Origin of the sequence: Hathewaya limosa (assembly GCF_030815255.1) — a bacterium.
Taxonomy (GTDB): Bacteria; Bacillota; Clostridia; order Clostridiales; family Clostridiaceae; genus Hathewaya; species Hathewaya limosa.
The window spans coordinates 1-21659 of sequence record NZ_JAUSWN010000004.1 but is presented as its reverse complement, the minus strand read 5'-3'; the positions used below and the strand labels follow the sequence as shown (position 1 = coordinate 21659).

Here is a 21659-nt window from a genome sequence, read left to right as displayed (position 1 = left end):
TGTTATTTACATTTAAGTATTTTTAATAAGTTGAAAACTTTTTAGTTAGCAACTTGAACCATGCTATATCTTAAAACTTTATCTCCTCTTTTATATCCCTTTTGGAATACTTGAACTATTTCATTTTTACCATAGGCATCATCCTCTAAATGCATAACTGCATTATGCAAATTAGGATTAAATTCACCATCTGTACAGATTTCTTCTATTTCTAGTTTTTCAAGAGCGGTAATAAAGCCTTTTATTGTCATCTCTATTCCTTGTTTAAGCTCATCTACAGAACCATCAGCTTCAATAGCTCTTTCCAAATTGTCAAGAACCGGTAAAAACTCTTTTAATATTTTCTCACATGAAGTATTAAATATTTCTTCTTTTTCCTTAGCTGTTCTATTTCTATAGTTTTCATACTCTGAAACAAGATTTGTATATTTTTCTTCTACAGCATTTAATTTATTAGATGAAAGCTTATTTTCTTCTTTTAGTGTTTCATTTTCCTCTTTAAGAGCATCTAATTGCTTTTGTAATAACTCTTTCTCATCTAATACTATAACCTTTTCATCCTGTAAGTCACTATTTTCCTTATTGTCATCATCTTCTACTTCTATTTTTTCTTCTACCTCTTCATTAAGTTCAGTAGAATCTTTAATTATATTTTCTTCATTGTTATTTCTAGTCAAAACGCCACTCCTCCCATTCATATCTTTCTATAAGAAGTTACTTACCATATATTTGTAATATATTAAAATTTAATTCTTTTATTAAACTGTTTATTGAAGAAATAACTTTATTATAGTTCATTCTTGTTGGACCTATTACTCCTATGGCACCTAAAGGTTTATCTCTAAAACCATATATTGCAGTTATAATACTATATTCTCTAGCATTAGTTAAGCTATTTTCAACTCCAATATTAATTTTAATGCCTTCTTCATTACTTTTTTTGCTTTCTTCCTCTCCAAGTATAAGTCTTAAATTTTCCTCATTGTTAATAAACTCAAAAAACTCTCTTGCTTTTTCTATATTACTATACTCTGGATATTTAAGTATATTAGTAGTTCCTTCTGCATATACTTCTGAAGTTTCCATATTTTTTAGACTTTTATAAAGCGTAGGTATTAATGCATTAAATATATCATCATACCCTTTTAAATCATCTCTTAGATTATTAATAACTTCTAAATCTATATCCTCAACGCTTAAATTAATAAGTCTTGAATTAATTAATTTATTTAATTTTAAAAGTATGTTTTCTTCAATTGGTTTCTCAATTTTAATTACATCATTTTTAATCATTCCATTATTAGTTATGATTACTACTAGTATGGTATGAGTATCTATGCTAATTAATTGAATCTGCTTTAAGGAACTCCGTTTTAAAGATGGAGTTTTTACTATACAAGCTAAATTTGTTAATTCTGATAAAATTCTTGTTGCTTCATTAACAACCTTATCTAATTCATATAATGCTGAACCCAATAATTTATTTTTAATAAAAAATTGTTCTTCCTGCGACAGATCTGTTAATTGCATTAATTTATCAACATATAGCCTATAGCCTCGGTCCGATGGAATTCTCCCTGATGAACTGTGAAGTTGTTCTAAATATCCCAGTTCCTCTAAATCAGCCATTTCATTTCTTATAGTTGCAGAACTAACACCTAAATCATATTTTTTAGCAATAGTTCTAGACCCAACAGGTTCACCTGTTTGAACGTAATCTCTAATTATGGCTTCAAGAATTTTTATTTTCCTATCATCCATGACTATCACCTCTTTATTAGCACTCATCATCATTGAGTGCTAATGACTATGTTTTAAAAATAACATCATAAAAAGTATTTGTCAAACCTCTTAAATGTACCTTATGTTATAATTAAAGTATAAATTCAATTTTATCTTGACTTTTCTTCTATTTACTACTTATTTCTCTTGTTTACTTCTCAACCTATTAATCCAAAATAAAATCGGCCATTACCACATTAGATAATTCAATGCCTCTCTTAGTTAATCTTAAATATTGTTTATCTTCTTCTAATAAATTTAATCTTTTATATTTATCAATAACTTCCTTATATACATCTTCTATATACATCTTAAAATTCTCATAAAACTTTTCTTTATTAACACCTTTTATTTTTCTAAGTCCCATAAACATAAACTCTTCCATAGAATCTTTTTTAGTATTTTTATGTTCTTCTATAATAGGATACCTATTTTGTCTTAAACATTCCATATACTCTTTAATATTATGAGTGTTCTCTCTTCTAGTTTGATTTAAAAATGAATGTGCTCCAAGTCCACATCCTACATATTCCTTTAAATCCCAATATACTATATTATGCAAACATTCCTTATTAGGTTTAGAAAAATTCGAAATTTCATACTGAAAATAAGAATTTTTCTTTAAACTTTCTAAAATATAATTATACATTTCCCTTTCTTCTTCTTCCGTAGGCAGAGATTTTCTATCTTCATATAATTTATAAAAGGGTGTACCTTCTTCTACAATCAAACTATATGCTGAAATATGCTCTGGATTCAATTTGATAACCTTTTCCAAAGTATCCTTTAAATCATCTATTTTTTGATTAGGCAGTCCAAACATTATATCTATATTTATATTATTAAATCCTTCATTTCTTGCCATATTGAAAGACTTCAAAAACTCATCTGCATCATGAATTCTACCTAAGATTTTTAAGAGTCCATTATCAAAACTTTGAAGGCCTATACTTAATCTATTTACACCCATTGCTTTCAAAATTCTAAGTTTTTCCTCTGTAAAAGTACCTGGGTTACCTTCACAAGAAAATTCTACATCCTCTGTCAATTTTAATTTTCCTATTACTTTACTTAGTTTATTCAAATTTTTTATATTTAAAAAGGTGGGAGTTCCCCCACCTATATAAACTGTTTTAAATATATTGTCTTTGTATAAAAGTAATTCAGAAGAAAGAGCTTCAATGTAATCATCCATAAACTCTTCCCTATGGACAAAGGACGTAAAATCACAATATAGGCATTTCTGTTTACAAAAAGGTATATGAATATATAGTGATTTTTCCTTCATATTAATTTCTCCTTTAATTCTTAATCATCAGTTTTTAATACTGCCATAAATGCTTCTTGTGGAACATCTACACTTCCTAATTGTCTCATTCTCTTTTTACCTTTTTTCTGCTTTTCAAGAAGTTTTCTCTTTCTTGAAATGTCTCCACCATAACATTTTGCAAGTACATCTTTTCTCATAGCCTTTATAGTTTCTCTAGCTATAATTTTACTTCCTACAGTAGCCTGAATAGGAATTTCAAATAATTGTCTAGGAATTAAATCTTTTAATTTTTCTGCAATCATTCTTCCTCTTGCATATGCTCTCTCTTCTGGAACGATTAATGATAATGCATCAACTTTTTCTTTATTTAAAAGAATGTCAAGTTTTACAAGTTTAGTTTCTTTATATCCTCTAAGTTCATAATCAAAAGAGGCATATCCTTTTGTCCTAGATTTTAAGCAATCAAAGAAATCATATATAATTTCATTTAAAGGTATATCATAGTTTAAAACTACTCTTGTTGTTTCAATATATTGCATATCAATAAAGATTCCTCTTCTATCTTGACAAAGATCCATAATAGCACCTACATAATCTGATGGTGTTATAACAGATGCTCTAACTATAGGTTCTTCCATTTTTCTGATTTCTGCTGGATCTGGCATATTTGTTGGATTTGTAATAGCAAGTTCGCTTCCATCTGTTTTATAAACTTTATATATAACTGATGGTGCTGTAGTTATAATATCTATATCGAATTCTCTTTCTATTCTTTCTTGAATTATCTCCATATGAAGCAATCCTAAAAATCCACATCTAAATCCAAATCCTAAAGCTACGGATGTTTCAGGTTCGAATGCCAATGCAGCATCATTTAACTGAAGTTTTTCTAAAGCTTCTTTTAATTCATCATATTTTGCACCATCTACAGGATAAACTCCACTGTATACCATAGGTATTGCTGGTCTATATCCTTCTAGTACCTCTTTAGTTGGATTTTTAGCATCTGTTATAGTATCACCAACCCTGGCATCCCTAACATTTTTAATAGATGCACAAATATAACCAACATCTCCTGCACTAAGTTCATCTACTGCTACATAATTAGGTTCAAAAACACCAACCTCTACTACATCATAAGTTTTTCCAGTAGCCATTAACTTAATTTTAGAACCTTTTTTAACAGATCCGTCTTTAATTCTAACGTAAGATACTACACCTTTATAACTATCATAGTAAGAATCAAAAATTAATGCTTTTAAAGATCCTTCTTCATTTCCATTAGGACATGGTATCTTTTCTATAACACATTCCAATACATCCTGAATGTTTAAACCTGTTTTGGCTGAAATTAAAGGTGCATCAGATGCTTCTATACCTATAACATCTTCTATTTCTTGTTTAATTTCATCTGGTCTAGCACTTGGAAGATCAATTTTATTAATAACTGGAGCAATTTCAAGATCATTATCTACAGCTAGATAACAATTGGCCAAAGTTTGAGCTTGTATTCCCTGTGTAGCATCTACAACTAGTACTGCACCTTCACACGCTGCTAAACTTCTTGAAACTTCATAGTTAAAATCTACATGCCCTGGAGTATCTATAAGGTTTAATATGTACTCTTCTCCATTTTTAGCCTTATATTTAAGTCTAGCTGCCTGTGACTTTATAGTTATTCCTCTTTCTCTTTCAAGTTCCATATTATCTAAAACTTGTTCATCCATTTCTCTTGCTGTAAGAGTTCCTGTGTATTCCAACAATCTATCTGCTAATGTTGATTTACCATGATCTATGTGAGCTACTATGCAGAAATTTCTTATATATTTCTGTCTGTTTTTTTGCATATTTTTACCCCCAATAAGAAATTTAAAACCTTTTATGTAAAATAAGGCTTTTTCTTTAGAATTAACAGTTAAAATTATATCATAAACTGGAGAGTATTTGTCAATACGTTTATATCTCTTACCCTAATTATTCAAAGGTTTTGTGAATTTTGGCAAAAACATTCCTTAATGCATTTTTACTTATCTCTATTCTATATTTCTTTAATTCTATTTTCAAATTAAAGGGACTATCTATATAATACACCTTTATAGGAGCTAAATTATTTTCTCCTAAAGTTTTTGTTATCTCTTTATTTACTGTTAAAAATCCAGTAAAGAAAATTACTAAAACCATAACTATTGTAATTAATTTATATTTTTTCTTTAACAAAAAAAGCACCTCCTTTTATAAGGATGTACTTTTTTTGTTAATTTTATTCATTTTTAGTTTTTAAATACTCTGCCATAACTCTGCCTAAATATTTGCATGTTGTTTTAGCTTCATCAATTGTATTAAAGTTAGTACCCATTTCTATAAGAATAGCATGTCTATTTTTATTTTGACTATAATAATAATTTATACCCCTTTTATAACTAAATATAGCATTTCCTCTAACTAATCCTGGATAATTTTTATTAGTAATATCTAACATCTTATCTACTATTTTTTTCTGGTGCTTATAATATGGATTAGTAGTAGTCATTACAAAAGCAAATCTAGCTGCATTTTCCCCATTTATTTTACATGTTACAGCTTTTTTAGCTGATGGAGAACCCAAACTATCTCTATGCAAATCTATAATTAAATCAAAGTCGCCATAAGTTTTTAAATATTTATCTAGGGTTTGTCCTGATTTAGGATAGCAAACTGAATAGTTATTATCATGAACTGTCTTATCATGTATTACATTTACATTAAAATCCTTTTCTAAAGTTTCTGTTAAAACATCACCTGCCGCACCTATACTATACTTAAAATCATCAGTTCTAGCTTTTCCTGGTGCAAATCCCTCATGTGTATGCGTATGATATATTAGTATTTGTGGCTTACTACTTTTTGCTTTATTTCTATAGGGAGAGTTTTTGAAATCTTTTCCCTCATTAGTTATAATTTCTTTATCTTTTATGTTATCTTTAAATTTGTGTATAGAGTCTTCCTTTAGATTAAAAAATTCATTATCTTTATTAGAACTTTTTTCATCCTTAGTTTTAGTATCATTGCAATTATTAAATACCTCAGAACTTACTTTTTGTTCTTGATTTTTTAGAAAACTAACTTCATTTTTTAATATTTCTTGTTTTCCTTTATTTTTGAAATCCCATAAAAGTTCCATGATCCCACCTGTTTCTTTACTACTTACTAACTTTATATTTGGGAAAGTAAACTTCATAAAATTTATATAAACTAAATCTAAGTGTTTTTCTCCTGTAAAAGCATTTATTTTAAGTGGCAACAAAAATGTAATGGAAACTATAGCTACAATAAAAAAACATACTATTTTTCTTTTGTTTAATACCTTTTTATTCTTAAAACATCCATCTTCATTCTGTGAAATTTTCCTTATGTAACGTGCCTTACTTTCGAACTTATTATTATCCATCTTAGCCCTCCTTATATATAGTAATTTCACTATTAATATATGAAGGGCTATTTATTATTATAACTATTTTTACCATTTTTAATTTATATATTTATTTATATCATCTAAATCCAAGGCAGGTTGAAGTGCTATATTAATTCCATTTGCCAATATTTTAGCTACAGATTCTATAACCATATCAACTTCTTTAGGTGTTACCATTAAATCACCAACATAAGGGTGTAATACTTCCTTAATCATTTTTTCTTTTTCTTCTCTATCTATTGAACCTAACATTTCAAAAAATTTACCACCTGCTTTAGCTTCTGCAGTCATTTGATCTATAACTATGTCAATAGTATCATTAGCTAAGGTAGCTGCATCTACTACAGTTGGAATTCCTACAGCTATAACAGGTATTCCTATAGTTCTTTCACTAATTTCTGTTCTCTTATTTCCAACACCTGCTCCTGGTGATATCCCTGTAGAACTTATTTGTATGGTTTTATTAACCCTTTGCATTCTTCTAGACGCTAATGCATCTACACATATAACTAAATTAGGTTTAACCTTTTCTACAACTCCTTTTATAATTTCACTAGTCTCCATACCTGTAGTTCCAAGAACACCTGGTGATATCCCACATACCGGTCTTATACCTTCATCAATGCTATCTGGAACTAATTCTTTTAAGTGTCTTGTTATCATCAGTTTTGACACTACTTTTGGTCCAACAGCATCTGGAGTTACATCCCAATTTCCAAGACCGACAACTAATGCTGTCATACTATCTTCTAATTTTATTAATGGTGACAAAGTTTTAGCTAAAACTTTACTTACATTCTCCATTGAATCCGTATCATAATGAACAAATTCAGGAATTTCTATAGTAATATAGGAACCTTTAGGTTTACCTATAATTTCTTCCCCTCTTTCATCTATAACTTTAACATCGGTTATGTTAATATCCCCTTCTTTATATTCTTTTACCTCCGTACCAGGAATATAATTTTTATTTTCCTCTTTATACATTTCTTGAGTCTCTAATGCCAAATCCGTTCTTATATTTTTTAACATAATATCACTCCTTATCCTATACCTATGATATAATCTTAATATAATTTATTTCTATTAAAATTAGGTTTTCCTAAAAAAGCATTAGTATTCTATATTAATATTTTTAATTAATAGTTTAATTAATACTTGAAGTAATCAAAAAAAAATGCTATAATAACCTGTGTTAATATGAACTATTACGCAATTTCTCGAAAACTGCGTATATACGTTACTAGAATATAAGGTGGTGAATTTGAATGGCAAACATTAAATCAGCTAAGAAAAGAATAAGAGTTACTGAAAAGAAAACTCTTGTAAATAAAATGGTTAAATCTGCTTTAAAAACAAGCATAAAAAGATTTGAAGAAGCTGTAGTAGCAGGAAACAAAGAAGTGGCTGCTGAAAAGTTAAATGAAACAATAAAAGCTTTAGACATGGCTGCAACTAAGAATATACTACATAAAAACAAAGCTGCTAGAAGAAAATCTAGACTTTCAGCTAGATTAAACGCAATGGCATAATAAAAGCCGGTGGAAACACCGGTTATTATTTTACCCTTTTTTATAAAATTCTTTTCATAGAAGCACCTTTTACAATAAGCATTTCTAATTCTGTTTTTTGTTCTGTGGATAATGTTTTTAATCTTTTCTCACATTGTAAACATTCCATATTCATAAATTCTAAATACTTTTCTGAAAAACTTTTACTCTGTAAAATCATAGTTTCACAGACATACGGATGTAACCTAAGCTCTGTAGCTATAGCATCCTTAGAATATCCCTTTAAGTTTCGCAATTTTATATCTAAAAGAAGTTTATATTGCCTTTGAATCATATATAAAATATATGTTATTTTTTCTCCTCTAAAAACTAATTCATTTAGTATATCTAAAGATTTTTTAATATTATTTTTGGATATTGAATCTACTAAATTAAATATATCATTTTCACTTTTTTGTGGTGCTATTTCATAAATATCTTCTTTAGTTATTTCTCTTCCATTAGCATAAGAACATAACTTTTCAACTTCATTTTCTATAATATGTGTATTACTTTCAACTAAATTACAAAACAAAGTAAGTTCTATCTTTCCAATTTCTTTACCCTTATCATCAAAAATCTTTTTTACCTTACTTCTTAGCTCTTCTCCTTTTAACTTATCAACCTTCACCAAGACTCCATTGCTACTATTTTCTATTTTTTTTATTTTTTCACTTGGTTTATCTCTATTAGAATCAAATAAATAATACATTATTAAAATACAATGTTCCGGAATAGATTTAACATAATTCTTAAGAAATTTATATACTTTTTCCTCTTCTGATCTATCACTTTTTCCTTCTTTTCCTTTAAGAAAATTTCCTCTATAAACCATTACTACTTTTTTATCACTCATGAACGGTAAAGTTTCACATGCATTTAAAAGAATATCTTCTGTAACTTTTTCTCCATCATATTCAACATAATTAAGTTCCATAAAATTTTTATCTAATATTTTTTTCTTAATAAGTTCTATATCTTCTTTTATTAAATTTTCATCTATACCACAAAATAAATATACATTTTTAGAATCCGATTCTTTTATTTCCTTTAAGAATTGTTTATGTTGTATCAAATCTATTTCCTCCTAAAACTCTAAGGCCTCTTACCTCTTTAACTGACGATTATTTTATTAAATAAGCTTTTCCAAAAACTTTTCCATAATTATTATAAAGTTTTTTTCCTCTAATCTCAATTATATATTTATCCCTAAAGAGACTTTTCATATACTTATCAGGCACAGAGCTCACTATATATGCTTTGTCCTCTTTTTTTATTTCAATTACTAAATTCTGTCTTAATTTTTTTAAAGGAATATTGTTATTTTCATTTATTTTATATTTTCCAATAGAAACTATTGTATTTTTACCTAAAATAATTTTATCACTAAATTCTTCCTTTACTTTTTTTAGATGTTCCTCATTATTGATTAAAAGTACTTTTTTACCTTTATATTTAAATATAGCCCCTTCTTCTTTTCCTAAATTTATATATGCAACCTTAGGTATAAAATTATATCCATAAAAAAATACCATTACAATAAAAGCTAGTGGTATGTATTTTATTCTTTTATATCCTTTTTTAATAAGATAAAAAGTAAAATAAAGAACTATAAACCATAAAACATGTATATACTCTAAAGTTATAGGCGGTAATATAACTTTAACTAAAAAGTTCTTTACTATATTATTAAATTTTAACACACCTTGCAACATATAAATATCTATTTTAAATAATATAAAAAATTTATTTACAATTAACCCTATATTCCCTAAAATAATTATTATGGAATACATAGGAACTAACAGTAAATTTCCTACAATAGCTCCTAAGCTTAATTTGTTGAATAACGGAATAGAATATAAACAAGATATAGATAAACTTGAAAGACTTATACTTATACTTTCATTTAAAAGTTTAGGTAATTTATAAAATTTTCTTTGAAGTTTTTTATTAAAAAGAATTATTCCTAAAACAGCACTATAAGATAATATAAATCCTGAATTAACACAATAGTAGGGATATATACTTAATAATATTATAGAAGAAAAAGCAAGTGCAGCTAAACTATTATAATTTCTATATATCTTTTTACCTAATTTTAGAATTAAAATCATAATAAAAGCTCTAATAGTAGAAGGTTTTCCTCCAGTAAATATTACATATAAAAAAGCTATACTTATTTGCACCATTATACTAGGAATAAACTCTAAAATTTTAAAAATAATTGCCATATGAAATCCTGATACACTAATAGCATGAACTACTCCTAAATTAGTTAATTCTTCTCTGTAATCACTGCTGATATACTTATCCTCTCCAAAACAAAGTGCCATTACTATAGACGTATCTTCCTCACTTAAACAACTTAAAAACTTTTTATGGAGATCATTTTTTATTTTATAGAGATTTATTATGTTTTTATTTTTCACTTTTTTAGAACTACTTATTTTAATACTTCCTATTATTCCTTTCGAAAAATTAAGTTCTCTTTTAAATTTTCCTCTTACAAGAACTTCTTCCCCCTCTTTTATATCATCATATATTCCTAAAATATTTATATATCTTCCTTTATATTTACAAAGTTTACAGTAACCTGTATCCTCATTAACTGTTACTTTGAGATAATTCTTGCAATCATAAGGTAAAGAAAAAGAAAAATACGCAAAGTTAAAGAATAACCCCAATATAAAAAATATACTTATTAAATAGAAAAACTTACTACCTGTTGTTTTAGCCATAATAAAAAAGAAAGATGTGGCAAAGGCCACACCTATAAAATAATCTTCATAAAAAATCACATAACTAACAGCACCTAAAAATAAAGCTAGGGAATAATATATTAAAGGATTGCCTATTATAAAAGAACTCTCTTTTTTCATTATTTCTCACCTTTATCATTTTTTCTAAATTATTCCCAATTTATAGAATCCTAATACAGTTACTATATTATTTCTTATCTATTTTTTCATACTCTTTATTAATATGATTATTTAGTTTTAACTCTATATCTTTTTCATCATCTAATTTCTTGGCATCTATTTTATTATTATCTGTCTCTTGCTTCTCTATTTGTTTATCTAAATTATTATCTGAATTTATCATTGTAACAGCTTTTTTACCATTGGTATAAAATCCAGAAGCACTCAATCCTAAAATCATTCCTTTTAGTGCCCTAAACTTCAACTCAGGTTCAGTAGAAAATATTAAAGATAATATTATCCCTAATACTAAAGAAACAAGAGGTGCAAAAGTTTTTTTTAATCCTAAAGACTTTAACATGCTTACTATTCCTGTTATTACAGGAATAAAAAACATATCATTCCCATTTAAATTAAACATAAAACACTCACCTCCTACTTTAATATATGAGGCTTATGTCGTTTTCTCTATTTAAATTTTCATTTTTCCCTTAATAATACATATACATTTCTTCTTCTTTTTTATTTTCTTTTCTAAAGACTATATTTATTAAATAATTTATTAATATAAGTATAATGATAACCACATATTTTTCCTTTAAAAACATATTAAAACTATATAACTTGTAGTTAACACTTTCTAATGTCATAAAAGCAAAAATATTAACTACATTTAATACCATAACAAAGTTTGATAAAAACCCTTTCAATATTTTTCCATTAACATTAATATTTAATGGACTAAAGGCAAGACCTATTCCTATAGAGAACATATAGAGCATTTTCCCTGTTTCTTCATTATATTTTATTATTCCAAAGGTATATGCTATATATGCTATAAGGCCTATGAAAATGCCCTTCAAGAAAAAAAATGTTGTAGACGACTTATCTTCCTCATTACAACTTAAAAAGTTTACATTATCCTCTTTTAAAAACACATCTTTTCTATATTGCATAAAGATAGATAAAACACCTAAGAATGTTACAAATACACTTATATAAGTTAATTGTCTTAAATCTAAAATAACTTTTTTATTAATATTAGTAGTTAATAACATTGATAAAACTAAAGCACTGGAAGTTAAAACATTTTGATTAATAACTTTTTTATAGAAATTTATTAATGCTCTACTTTCATAAATCATTTCAAAAAAGTTATTTATATTTCCATCTTTCATATATATATGTGTAATTTTCTTTAATATATTACTAACTTTTTCCCCAAATGATATAGTTACTTCTCCTTCACTTACATGAGGAACATCTGTAAGTTTAGATCCTAAAATTCCTATATGTGGATTTTGCTTTTTATGCTCTTGTACAATCATTACCTTTTGCTCTTCCGTTAATTTAGAAAAAACATTTTCCTTTGTACTTATATTTTTAACTTCGTGTTCTGCCATATATTTAAATTCAATTCCAGAATATATTTGATTATAATCTTGTATAATTTCTAATTCTTTTCCAAAAACTTTTGCACTAATTTTATTTTCATCTGTAAAAATTACAGGATTTAATCCTAATTCCACAACCTTTGTATTAAATTTATACGATTCTTCTTTTATAGGATTAATTATTCCCATTAGACCAACAAAAACTAAATTACTTTCTATATTCTCATCTAAAGAAGGATTATACTTAAAATTTCTGTATGCAAAGGCTATAGGTTCCATACCATCCATGGAAATATCTAATGCGCCTTCTTTTATAACTTCTATTTCATCTTTCGTAAGTTCTACTTCCATACCATTTTTTAAAACATGAGTACTTCTTTCTAATATTTTTTCCAAAGCTCCAACAACATTGGCTCTATACTTTTTTCCAATATTATTTATAGTTGTTTTTATTTTTTTATCCCCATCTAATGAAATTTCATTTACTCTAGTAAATTTATTTTGTAATTCATTTTTATAAAGTAAATTATTCATACCAAACTTAATCATGGCAATTTCTTTAATATCGCCTTTTTCTATATTATCATCTTTTATATAAGTAGCATCATTGCATAAAAGAGAAATAGAAATCAACCTTTCTAAAGTATTACTATTGGAAACCGTTATTACTTTATCTTCTTTTTTGGTGTTATTCTCATCATAATATTTTTCAACTTCAAAAGATGACGAAGAACTCATTTTTAATAATTTATTATCTATAAAAACTTTATTTATGTGCATTTCATCTTTAGATAATATACCTTTCTTATCTAAAAAAAAGGTTTTCATATTGGCTATATTTTTTAATGAAGTTAGATTTGTTATTTCAATACCTTTTTTCTTCTCTCTTTGTAAAAAAATCATTACTACAAGAATAAAAAATATTACTGTAATAAATGGTACTGCACTAAAGAAAATATTTAATATACTATCTAATACTTCTCTTTTATTCATACCTAATACAGTAGATATAATTGCTGTTATAAAACTTAATAAAACTCCTGTAATAGCAAACTTATTTAATGTCCCCTCTACACTTTTTAAAAATGTATTTTCTTCTTTATCACGATTTAATTGTGCTTTCATAATAGAGCCTATTTCTGTCTCCATTCCTGTAGACACAACTATTCCCTTAGCCTTACCCTGTTTTATTACTGTGGATTTAAAAACCATGTTACCGATTTCTGTTATTTCTAATTCATCTTCATCTAATTTTGCTGAAAACTTTTCTACTACATAATTTTTCCCTGTTACTGCAAGTTCATTAACTTTAAAGTTATTTGTTTCTATTAATCTTATATCTGCAGGAACATATGTATTAGCTTCTAAAAATACTATATCTCCTATTACTAACTCTTCAATATTAATATTCTCATGAATTCCTTCTCTCACAACTTCTACGTTTGATGAATTCAAAACTTCCAAAGCTTCCAATCCTTTTTGATCTCTAACTCTAAAATATATAAAAGTTGCTAAAATAAAACTATACATTCCTAAAGTAATAAAACTTAATTTTATTTCTCTAAAATATAATGTTAAGATTATATACAGTATTATAAAACTGTTCCATGGTTTAATAAGCTCTTTTAATAAAATCTTCATAAAAGAACTTTTGTTTGGAGTTAAAATCACATTATTTCCATAAGCATCTTTCGACTTTTCTACTTGTATATAATTTAAACCTTCATCTAAATTAGAATTTAGTCCTTTTAAAATATCAATATATGACATACTATACCATTTTTTCATGTCTATCCTACCTTCAATTTTAATAAAAATTTCTTTCATATTTAATATTCGTTTAAAATAATTATTTCTTCACAAAAAAATAAAAAAGCCGTAAGTTACCTTACAGCTTCTAGCTTACTAAAAATTTTTTTTATTGAAGTTTCCTTTTTGTTGTTTTCTAGATTTTCTACAATCAGGGCATCTCTTTGGTTCGTTTTCAAATCCTTTTTCTTTATAGAATTCTTGTTCTCCCTCAGTAAAAACAAATTCCTTTCCACAATCTTGACAAACTAAATTCTTATCTGCCATAATTGGCACCTCCTATAACTGGGATTTAAGAACATTCTAAGAATTATTCGCTCCCAACATAGGAGTTGATTCTTGGATATGTTTACTTATTTAAAGTTAGTTTAACATTATATTATTAACAAGTCAACTACTTTTTTCCATTAACCTGTATTATTTTCTGTTTTTTCTTAATATTTTTAATACACTTAATATATATATTCTTTGTTATACATATATTAAAAAAGACGGGCTAGATATCATTATTATGTATCCTAGTCCGTCGTAATATGTCATATTTGGCGGGAGTATGTGGGAATCGAACCCACCCATCGTGGTCTTAGCACGACAACTCAGTTTTGAAGACTGGCAGGCACACCAGCACCTATCTACCCCCTCGCTACATGAAATAGTATAGCATAGTTTTTTTTATTTATCAACAAAATTTTATATTTTTTTCATATTTTTTTATTCTTTTTACTTTTCTAAATTGTTTTTGTCATACTATATAATAATTTGGTGAATTTTATCTTATCTAAAATAATATTCTTTCATTTTCAACCCTCTTAGTAACCTTTATATTATCCATATGTTCTAAAAAGGCAACGGCATATTTTCTATTAGTATCTAAAAGTTCTCTGCCTTGTGAAGTAGATAATTTTCCATTTTCTTTTATAAAATTAACAATCTTATCTTTTCCTGCTATATAATATTTATTTAAAATTATATACTCTTCTGATATTTTAGAAAGTTCCTTGTTATCCAAAAGCATAGTGTATACCATTTTAAAAGTTTTCTTATCTTTTTCTGTTTCCTCAAGTTCATTAACTTTTAATGGATTATACTTTCCTTCTTCATATGCCCTTAGAATTTTTTCTTTCATTCTCTCCTGTTCTTTATTTAACTTTACATTGAAATCATAAAGAGACACAAAACTTTCACTAAATTTTATTATTTTTTCTTCTTGTAATATACCTAAAACCTCATCATATAACTTTTGTTTTAATGACATAGAAAATATTTTACTTTTAAGTTCCTCTTTACCCATACCTATTTTTAAAGGATTATTTTTATGATATATTTCTAAAAGTTTTTTTATTTCTTCTATTCTATTTAAAAGATAATCTTTATGGATATATACAGATTTATCAGTGGAATTTAGTTTTAATACCTTATTCTGTTCTACTAATTCCTTTAGCTTTTCTTCTATATTTTGTTCATTTTTACCTAATAGTTTAATAATTTGAGCCAAACCTGGGAAGGTATCACTAACCTTTTTGATAGAGTTTTCTATAATCCCCTCTGTTTTTCCACTTTCTTTTAATCTTAACTCTTCTATATAATCCTCATTAAACCTTTTGGCCTTTTTACTAACGGGACTTATAATTGATCCTCCACCTATAGTATACATAGGTGAATAACTTCTTATTACAAATCTATCATTTCTTTGGGCAGTTAATTCACTTTCCAATCTTAATTGTACAAAAGCACTTTCGCCTGGTTCTAGTTCATCTCGATCCAAAATTATAACTCTACATAGTATTTCATCAGTACCATGATATAATCTTACTCTTTGTCTATTAAGTAATGGCTTATCCATACTTTTTAAATAATATAACTTACAATCTACAATCATAGAAGGTTCCATTAAATTTTCTCCTGAAATAACAAACCCTCTTTTTACATCATTTAATTTAACATTGGCAATATTCAGTGCACATCTTTGACCTGCTTCACCAATCTGTTTACTTTCACCATGTACTTGAATACTTCTTATTTTACTTACAATTTTTTTAGGATAGATTTCTACAGTATCTCCCACTTTTACAGTTCCACTAAGTATTGTTCCAGTAACTACAGTACCAAATCCACTAACCGAAAAAGACCTATCTACTGGCAATCTAAAATGACCTTCTAAATCTTTTGACTTTATTTCAGAAGTAAGTTCATCTATATCATTTACTAGTTCATCTATACCTTCTTTAGTTTTTGATGAAACCTTATGAATATGAGCATTTTCTAAAAATGTTCCTTTAAAATATTCCTTTACATCTTCTTCAATCATTTCTAACCAATCTTTATCTACCATATCAGTTTTCGTTAAAACAATAATTCCCTTTTTAACGTCTAAAAGTTGAAGAATCTCAAAGTGTTCTTTGGTTTGAGGCATAATCCCCTCATCTGCTGCTATAACAAGCAAAACTAAATCAATACCACTAATCCCTGCTAACATATTTTTAATAAATTTCTCATGGCCTGGCACATCTATAATTCCAGCCCTTCGTTTAGATGGAAGATCAAAAAATGTAAATCCTAAATTAATAGATATACCTCTTTCTTGTTCTTCTCTTAAGGTATCTGTTTGCCTACCTGTAAGTGCTTTTATTAACGTTGTCTTTCCATGATCAATATGTCCTGCTGTCCCTATAATTATGTTTTTCATAAGCACACTACTCCCCTTAAAACTATTCTTTAAATTAATTCTTCTATCTTTAAAAATTCATCTACAATAGTCTTGAAATCTTCTTCAAAAATAGTTCTTAAATCTAAAATTACTTGTCCATTAAACATTCTTGTAATAATTGGTGTCTTGCTTTCTCTTAATCTTTTTTCAATTTCTTCAGCATTTAATTTGTTAGAAGATACCTTAATTACATAGGTCTTTATTCTTTCCGTAGGCATTGATCCTCCGCCTACCATAGAAAAATCTTCTTCTATTTTAAAGTCAAATGTTTTAATTTTTGAATTTAATCTTTTCTTTAATCTAATAGCATCCTTTTTTATAATATCCCTATTTTTAAGCAACATATTTAATGTAGGAATATTTTCTACTGCTTCTTTTTCATCTAAATAATATTTTAAAGTAGCTTCCAATGCCGCTAAAGTCATTTTATCTATTCTTAAAGCTCTCGTTAATTGATTCTTTTTCATATTTTCTATAAATTCTTTTTTACCAACAATAATACCAGCTTGAGGTCCACCTAACATTTTATCTCCACTAAATGTTACTACATCAACACCTTTCTTTAAACTCTCTTGAATTGTTGGTTCATAAGTAAATCCATATTTGTTAAAATCAATTAAAACACCACTACCTATATCCTCTAATACAGGTACTCCTTTTTTTCTGCCCAAAGCACTTAATTCTTCTAATGGAACAGTTTCTGTAAAACCTAAAATTCTATAATTTGATGTATGTACTTTTAAAAGTACTCCAGTATTTTCTGTAATATTATTCTCATAATCCCAAAGGTGGGTTCTATTTGTAGTTCCAACCTCTACAAGCGTAGCTCCACTATAAGTCATGACTTCAGGGACTCTAAAAGATCCTCCTATTTCTACTAATTCTCCTCTAGATACTATAGCTTCTTTATTTTTACATAAGGTATCTAAAGCAAGCATAACAGCTGCTGCATTATTATTTACTACCATGGCAGCTTCTGCTCCTGTAATTTTTACCAAAAGTTCTTCTATATGTGAATATCTAGAACCTCTTTTAGCAGTTTCTAAATCATATTCTAAGTTATTATAATTTCCAGCTATATTACTTACAGCCTCTATAGCCTTTTTAGTAAGAATTGATCTCCCCAAGTTTGTATGAATAACTGTTCCTGTAGCATTTATAACTCTTTTTAGTTTATAACCATTTTTTCTTTCTAATATGTTTAATGCCTTATTTATAACATCTTCTTTAGAAAATTCATCTATATTATCATTCAAAATAGCATTTCTATAAAATTCTATAGCATCTCTTAATGATTGGACCACTAGAGTTCTCATTTTACCTTCCATAGATTTTTTTATTTGTTCTTCTTCTAATAATTGATCTATTTTAGGTAAATTTCTTAATAGTTCCTTTTTCATTTAACTTCCCCCATTTTATAAAGTTATTATTCTACAACTATATATTTATCTTTTAATGCTAATACTTCTCCTATTATAGATGACTTAATCTCAAGGGTATTAAGCTCTCTTAAAATCTTTTCTCCTTCTTCCATAGAACAAGAAATTAACAACCCACCTGAAGTTTGAGGATCAAATAAAATATCTTCAAGCCATTGAGGTTGATTAATTATTTCATACTTTCCTTCTAGATATTTTCTATTATTATATGAACCTGCCGGTACAAATCCCATTTCTGCATATTCCTTAGCTTCTTCTATAAATGGTATTTTATTTCCATATAATTTTAAAGTTACATTAGAACCCTCTGCCATCTCATAACAATGTCCCATTATTCCAAAACCTGTTATATCAGTACAAGCATTTACATTGTGTTTAACTATAATTTCCCCTGAATACCTATTTAAAGTACTCATAATCTTAACTGCCTTATCATAAGCTTCCTTTGATGCTAACTCTGCTTTAATAGCTGTATTCAAAATTCCTGTGCCTAAAGGCTTAGTTAAAATTAATATATCTCCTGGTTTAGCTCCATAATTTTTAAGAATTTTATCTGGATGGACAAGTCCCATAACAGATAAACCATATTTAGGTTCATCATCAGATACAGAGTGTCCACCTATAACCACTGCACCAGCCTCTTTTACTTTATCTGCTCCACCTTTTAAAATTTCTCCTAAAATCTCTATATTTAAACAATTTGGGAAACAAACAATATTTAATGCAACTGTAGGTTTTCCCCCCATGGCATATACATCACTTAGAGAATTAGCTGCAGCAATTTGTCCAAATGTATAAGGATCATCTACCACTGGCGTAAAAAAGTCTAGTGTTTGTATAGCTGCCTGTTCATCATTTAATTTATAAACTGCGGCATCATCTGCCGTCTCTATACCTACTAAAAGATTACTATCTTCCATTTTAGGTAACTTATTTAATATTTTTGAAAGGGTCTCCGGCCCTATTTTAGCTGCTCATCCTGAAGTTTTTGAAAGTTCAGTTAATCTTTTATTCATAAGTATCACCCCATTAAATTCTCTTTTAAGTCTTTAAACTATGTTATTATCTTTCAAGCATATTTTATAATAATAATTAATTAATGTCCACCTTATCAATAAATTTACTAATGGTTTTCTCCCCTATTCCCGAAACATTTTCCAAATCATTTATAGATTTAAACCCTCCATTTTCTTCTCTATATTTTATAATAGCATCGGCTTTGCTATCTCCTATACCAGATAGTGTCTTTAATTCTTCCTTATTTGCTTTATTTATGTTAATCTTTTTATTATCTTTTTTAGAATCATTATTTTCCAAAGATGAATCCGTCACTCCTTGAGAAAAATTGAAAAAATCTTCTTTACTTTTTTCTCCCTTAGAATAAATATATACTACTTCTTCATCAATTAACTTTTTTGATAAATTCACTCTTATAGTATCTGCATTTTTTGTTAATCCTCCGGCTTTTTTTATAAGATCTTCAACACGACTACCTTTTTTTAAAGCATATACTTTAGGGTTTTTTATAGCACCTTTAATGTCAACCTTTATATTTTCTCCACTCTCTTCTTCCATTTTATTTTTATTTACATCTATATTATTTTTATTGTCCAATTCTTTCATATTATTTTTCACTTTTTCATTCATTCCATTATCTTTATCCGCATTATATACTATTTCTGTTTTATTTAAATCATAATCTTTAAAAATATCTTCATATGTATTGTCTTTTTTTAGATTTATAAAATATCCAACAGAAAATAAAATTATACAAATTATTAGAATACCAATAGAACCTATTATCTTTTTATTTTTTTTCACAAACTCCTTCCTCCTTAAAATAATTTAAATTAATCATATATAGTACATTATTGACATTTTTTTAAAAAAATATCGCATTAATTCCTGATTTTTGATATACTATTTTTATGTTATTTAAAATCCAATATGGGGGATGAACTAATTATGCAAAAAATAAAAAAGTTTTTTTCTATAGTTGTTAGTATATATGTGGTTAGTTCTATACTTTTTTGTAATATGAACTTAACTTTTGCTACTGAAAAAAACTCTCCAATAAACTCTTCTTCAGACGGAGTAATTTTAATGGATGCTATTAGCGGAGACATATTATATAATAAAAATATGGATAAACCTTTCCCACCAGCCTCCACAACAAAAATAATGACTGCACTTCTGACTTTAGAAAACTGCAAAAACCTAGATGAGGAAGCAACTATTAGTAAAACTTGCGAAGGTGTAGATGGTTCAAAAATTTATATTTTTGAAGGGGAAAAAATTAAAGTAAAAAATCTTCTATATGCCCTACTTCTTTCTTCAGCTAACGACTGTGCATACGCTCTTGCAGAACATATCGGTGGAACAGAAGAACACTTTGTTGAGATGATGAATAATAGAGCAAAAGCATTAGGATGTAAAAATACTAATTTTGTAAATCCACATGGATTATATGATGATAAACATAGGACTACTGCTCATGACTTAGCACTTATCATGAAAGAATTAATAAAGCATGAAGAATATTTAAAAATTGCAAGTACTCCTAGTTATATTATTCCTCCTACTAATAAAAGTAAGGAGAATAGACCTTTATGGAATGGTAATAAAGCTATACATACTGGTAGTGTTAACTATAATAAATTTTGCAAAGCTTCAAAAACCGGTTACACAATTCAGTCATTACATTCTTATGTAACATTTGCAGAAAAAGATGGTCAAAAACTAATAGCTGCGTTTGTACATGATCCTAATAAACAATTCTATACAGATTCTAAAGCTTTGTTTAATTATGGATTTAATACTTTTAAAACTGACAAAGTTATTTCTAAAGATCAAGAACTTTTTACCTATAAAGTAAGTAACAATAAGGTGTTACATTTTAAATCTGATTCGGATTTATATATAACTAGTAAAAAAAATAGTAAGAATAATATACAATTACCAAATGTTAACTTTGATAGTCTAAACCTTAAAGATAAAAGTTTAAAACAAGGTGACTTTATCGAAAATATTAATATTAAATCAAATAATAATACCTATACACTTAAACTTATAAGCGGTGATAATTATGAACCTGAACATAATATTCTTACAGATGTAACCCAAAATTATACTTCAACATCTACAATATTAAAAACTTTGTGTTACACTTTAATTGGTTTATTATTAATATTTACAATGATTATTATTATAAAAAAGAAATCAAAAAAAAGATAATAAAAAAGGGGCTGTCGCACTAAAAAATAGTGCGACAGCTTTTTGCGTAAAAAATAAATCTCCCACTCGAAAGAGTGAAAGATTTATAGTAAAATTAATATA

The 21659-nt window shown here is 27.0% G+C and carries 18 protein-coding genes and 1 tRNA gene; 2 read left to right on the top strand and 17 right to left on the bottom strand.

Going from position 1 to position 21659, the window contains the following annotated elements; translation table 11 throughout:
• Positions 1–41: 41 nt before the first annotated feature.
• The 7 genes from grpE to gpr form a co-directional block, all read right to left on the bottom strand.
• Positions 42–677, bottom strand: a complete 636-nt coding sequence (gene grpE, locus QOZ93_RS03135) for a nucleotide exchange factor GrpE (protein ID WP_307355081.1) — start codon at positions 675–677, stop codon at positions 42–44.
• A gap of 37 nt (positions 678–714) precedes the next feature.
• Positions 715–1761 (bottom strand): heat-inducible transcriptional repressor HrcA, encoded by a 1047-nt coding sequence (gene hrcA / locus QOZ93_RS03130; RefSeq protein WP_307355080.1) that lies wholly within the window; start codon positions 1759–1761, stop codon positions 715–717.
• A gap of 187 nt (positions 1762–1948) precedes the next feature.
• Positions 1949–3070 carry a radical SAM family heme chaperone HemW gene (hemW, locus tag QOZ93_RS03125; RefSeq protein WP_307355079.1) on the bottom strand — a complete coding sequence of 374 codons (1122 nt, stop codon included), beginning with the start codon at positions 3068–3070 and terminating at the stop codon, positions 1949–1951.
• A 20-nt stretch (positions 3071–3090) separates the two neighbouring features.
• Positions 3091–4899, bottom strand: coding sequence for a translation elongation factor 4 (gene lepA / locus QOZ93_RS03120; protein ID WP_111942936.1), 1809 nt, complete (start codon positions 4897–4899; stop codon positions 3091–3093).
• A 127-nt stretch (positions 4900–5026) separates the two neighbouring features.
• Positions 5027–5269: a hypothetical protein gene (locus QOZ93_RS03115; RefSeq protein ID WP_111942938.1), complete on the bottom strand. Its 243-nt coding sequence runs from the start codon at positions 5267–5269 to the stop codon at positions 5027–5029.
• A gap of 43 nt (positions 5270–5312) precedes the next feature.
• Complete coding sequence (locus QOZ93_RS03110; RefSeq protein WP_307355078.1) at positions 5313–6479, bottom strand: stage II sporulation protein P; 1167 nt, start codon at positions 6477–6479, stop codon at positions 5313–5315.
• Between the two features lie 78 nt (positions 6480–6557).
• Positions 6558–7535, bottom strand: coding sequence for a GPR endopeptidase (gene gpr / locus QOZ93_RS03105; RefSeq protein ID WP_111942942.1), 978 nt, complete (start codon positions 7533–7535; stop codon positions 6558–6560).
• Between the two features lie 236 nt (positions 7536–7771).
• Here gpr and rpsT point away from each other — a divergent pair, with 236 nt between their 5' ends.
• A complete protein-coding gene (gene rpsT, locus QOZ93_RS03100) occupies positions 7772–8035 on the top strand; it encodes a 30S ribosomal protein S20 (RefSeq protein WP_111942944.1) in 264 nt (87 codons plus the stop codon).
• Positions 8036–8075: 40 nt separating this feature from the next.
• On the opposite strand, the gene holA is transcribed toward rpsT, so the two are convergent.
• The 10 genes from holA to QOZ93_RS03050 all read right to left on the bottom strand — a co-directional run bounded on the left by holA (position 8076) and on the right by QOZ93_RS03050 (position 20144).
• Positions 8076–9128 carry a DNA polymerase III subunit delta gene (holA, locus tag QOZ93_RS03095; RefSeq protein ID WP_307355077.1) on the bottom strand — a complete coding sequence of 351 codons (1053 nt, stop codon included), beginning with the start codon at positions 9126–9128 and terminating at the stop codon, positions 8076–8078.
• A 49-nt stretch (positions 9129–9177) separates the two neighbouring features.
• On the bottom strand, positions 9178–10935 hold the full coding sequence (locus QOZ93_RS03090) for a ComEC/Rec2 family competence protein (RefSeq protein WP_307355076.1): 1758 nt from the start codon (positions 10933–10935) through the stop codon (positions 9178–9180).
• 67 nt (positions 10936–11002) lie between these two features.
• Positions 11003–11395, bottom strand: coding sequence for a hypothetical protein (locus QOZ93_RS03085; RefSeq protein WP_307355075.1), 393 nt, complete (start codon positions 11393–11395; stop codon positions 11003–11005).
• Positions 11396–11465: 70 nt separating this feature from the next.
• Positions 11466–14195: a P-type ATPase actuator domain-containing protein gene (locus tag QOZ93_RS03080; RefSeq protein ID WP_111942952.1), complete on the bottom strand. Its 2730-nt coding sequence runs from the start codon at positions 14193–14195 to the stop codon at positions 11466–11468.
• A 78-nt stretch (positions 14196–14273) separates the two neighbouring features.
• Entirely contained in the window at positions 14274–14444 is a 171-nt protein-coding gene (locus tag QOZ93_RS03075) for a zinc-ribbon domain-containing protein (protein ID WP_111942954.1), read from the bottom strand.
• A gap of 276 nt (positions 14445–14720) precedes the next feature.
• Positions 14721–14817 (bottom strand) — tRNA-Sec (locus QOZ93_RS03070).
• A gap of 138 nt (positions 14818–14955) precedes the next feature.
• Positions 14956–16863 carry a selenocysteine-specific translation elongation factor gene (selB, locus tag QOZ93_RS03065; RefSeq protein WP_307355074.1) on the bottom strand — a complete coding sequence of 636 codons (1908 nt, stop codon included), beginning with the start codon at positions 16861–16863 and terminating at the stop codon, positions 14956–14958.
• Between the two features lie 29 nt (positions 16864–16892).
• Entirely contained in the window at positions 16893–18284 is a 1392-nt protein-coding gene (selA, locus tag QOZ93_RS03060; RefSeq protein ID WP_111942958.1) for an L-seryl-tRNA(Sec) selenium transferase, read from the bottom strand.
• Between the two features lie 26 nt (positions 18285–18310).
• Positions 18311–19339 carry a selenide, water dikinase SelD gene (gene selD, locus QOZ93_RS03055; RefSeq protein WP_307355073.1) on the bottom strand — a complete coding sequence of 343 codons (1029 nt, stop codon included), beginning with the start codon at positions 19337–19339 and terminating at the stop codon, positions 18311–18313.
• 76 nt (positions 19340–19415) lie between these two features.
• Entirely contained in the window at positions 19416–20144 is a 729-nt protein-coding gene (locus QOZ93_RS03050; protein ID WP_111942962.1) for a helix-hairpin-helix domain-containing protein, read from the bottom strand.
• Positions 20145–20288: 144 nt separating this feature from the next.
• On the opposite strand from QOZ93_RS03050, the gene QOZ93_RS03045 reads away from it, so the two are divergent.
• Positions 20289–21557, top strand: a complete 1269-nt coding sequence (locus QOZ93_RS03045) for a serine hydrolase (RefSeq protein WP_307355072.1) — start codon at positions 20289–20291, stop codon at positions 21555–21557.
• Positions 21558–21659 lie beyond the last annotated feature (102 nt).

What these genes read in the sequence shown, in the direction of transcription:
- QOZ93_RS03080 (WP_111942952.1), bottom strand. Translation starts at nt 14,195, where the DNA reads ATGAAAGAAATTTTTATTAAAATTGAAGGTAGGATAGACATGAAAAAA.
- rpsT (WP_111942944.1), top strand. Translation starts at nt 7,772, where the DNA reads ATGGCAAACATTAAATCAGCTAAGAAAAGAATAAGAGTTACTGAAAAG.
- QOZ93_RS03085 (WP_307355075.1), bottom strand. Translation starts at nt 11,395, where the DNA reads ATGTTTAATTTAAATGGGAATGATATGTTTTTTATTCCTGTAATAACA.
- QOZ93_RS03045 (WP_307355072.1), top strand. Translation starts at nt 20,289, where the DNA reads ATGCAAAAAATAAAAAAGTTTTTTTCTATAGTTGTTAGTATATATGTG.
- QOZ93_RS03090 (WP_307355076.1), bottom strand. Translation starts at nt 10,935, where the DNA reads ATGAAAAAAGAGAGTTCTTTTATAATAGGCAATCCTTTAATATATTAT.
- selB (WP_307355074.1), bottom strand. Translation starts at nt 16,863, where the DNA reads ATGAAAAACATAATTATAGGGACAGCAGGACATATTGATCATGGAAAG.
- selA (WP_111942958.1), bottom strand. Translation starts at nt 18,284, where the DNA reads ATGAAAAAGGAACTATTAAGAAATTTACCTAAAATAGATCAATTATTA.
- hemW (WP_307355079.1), bottom strand. Translation starts at nt 3,070, where the DNA reads ATGAAGGAAAAATCACTATATATTCATATACCTTTTTGTAAACAGAAA.
- QOZ93_RS03110 (WP_307355078.1), bottom strand. Translation starts at nt 6,479, where the DNA reads ATGGATAATAATAAGTTCGAAAGTAAGGCACGTTACATAAGGAAAATT.
- hrcA (WP_307355080.1), bottom strand. Translation starts at nt 1,761, where the DNA reads ATGGATGATAGGAAAATAAAAATTCTTGAAGCCATAATTAGAGATTAC.
- lepA (WP_111942936.1), bottom strand. Translation starts at nt 4,899, where the DNA reads ATGCAAAAAAACAGACAGAAATATATAAGAAATTTCTGCATAGTAGCT.
- QOZ93_RS03075 (WP_111942954.1), bottom strand. Translation starts at nt 14,444, where the DNA reads ATGGCAGATAAGAATTTAGTTTGTCAAGATTGTGGAAAGGAATTTGTT.
- gpr (WP_111942942.1), bottom strand. Translation starts at nt 7,535, where the DNA reads ATGTTAAAAAATATAAGAACGGATTTGGCATTAGAGACTCAAGAAATG.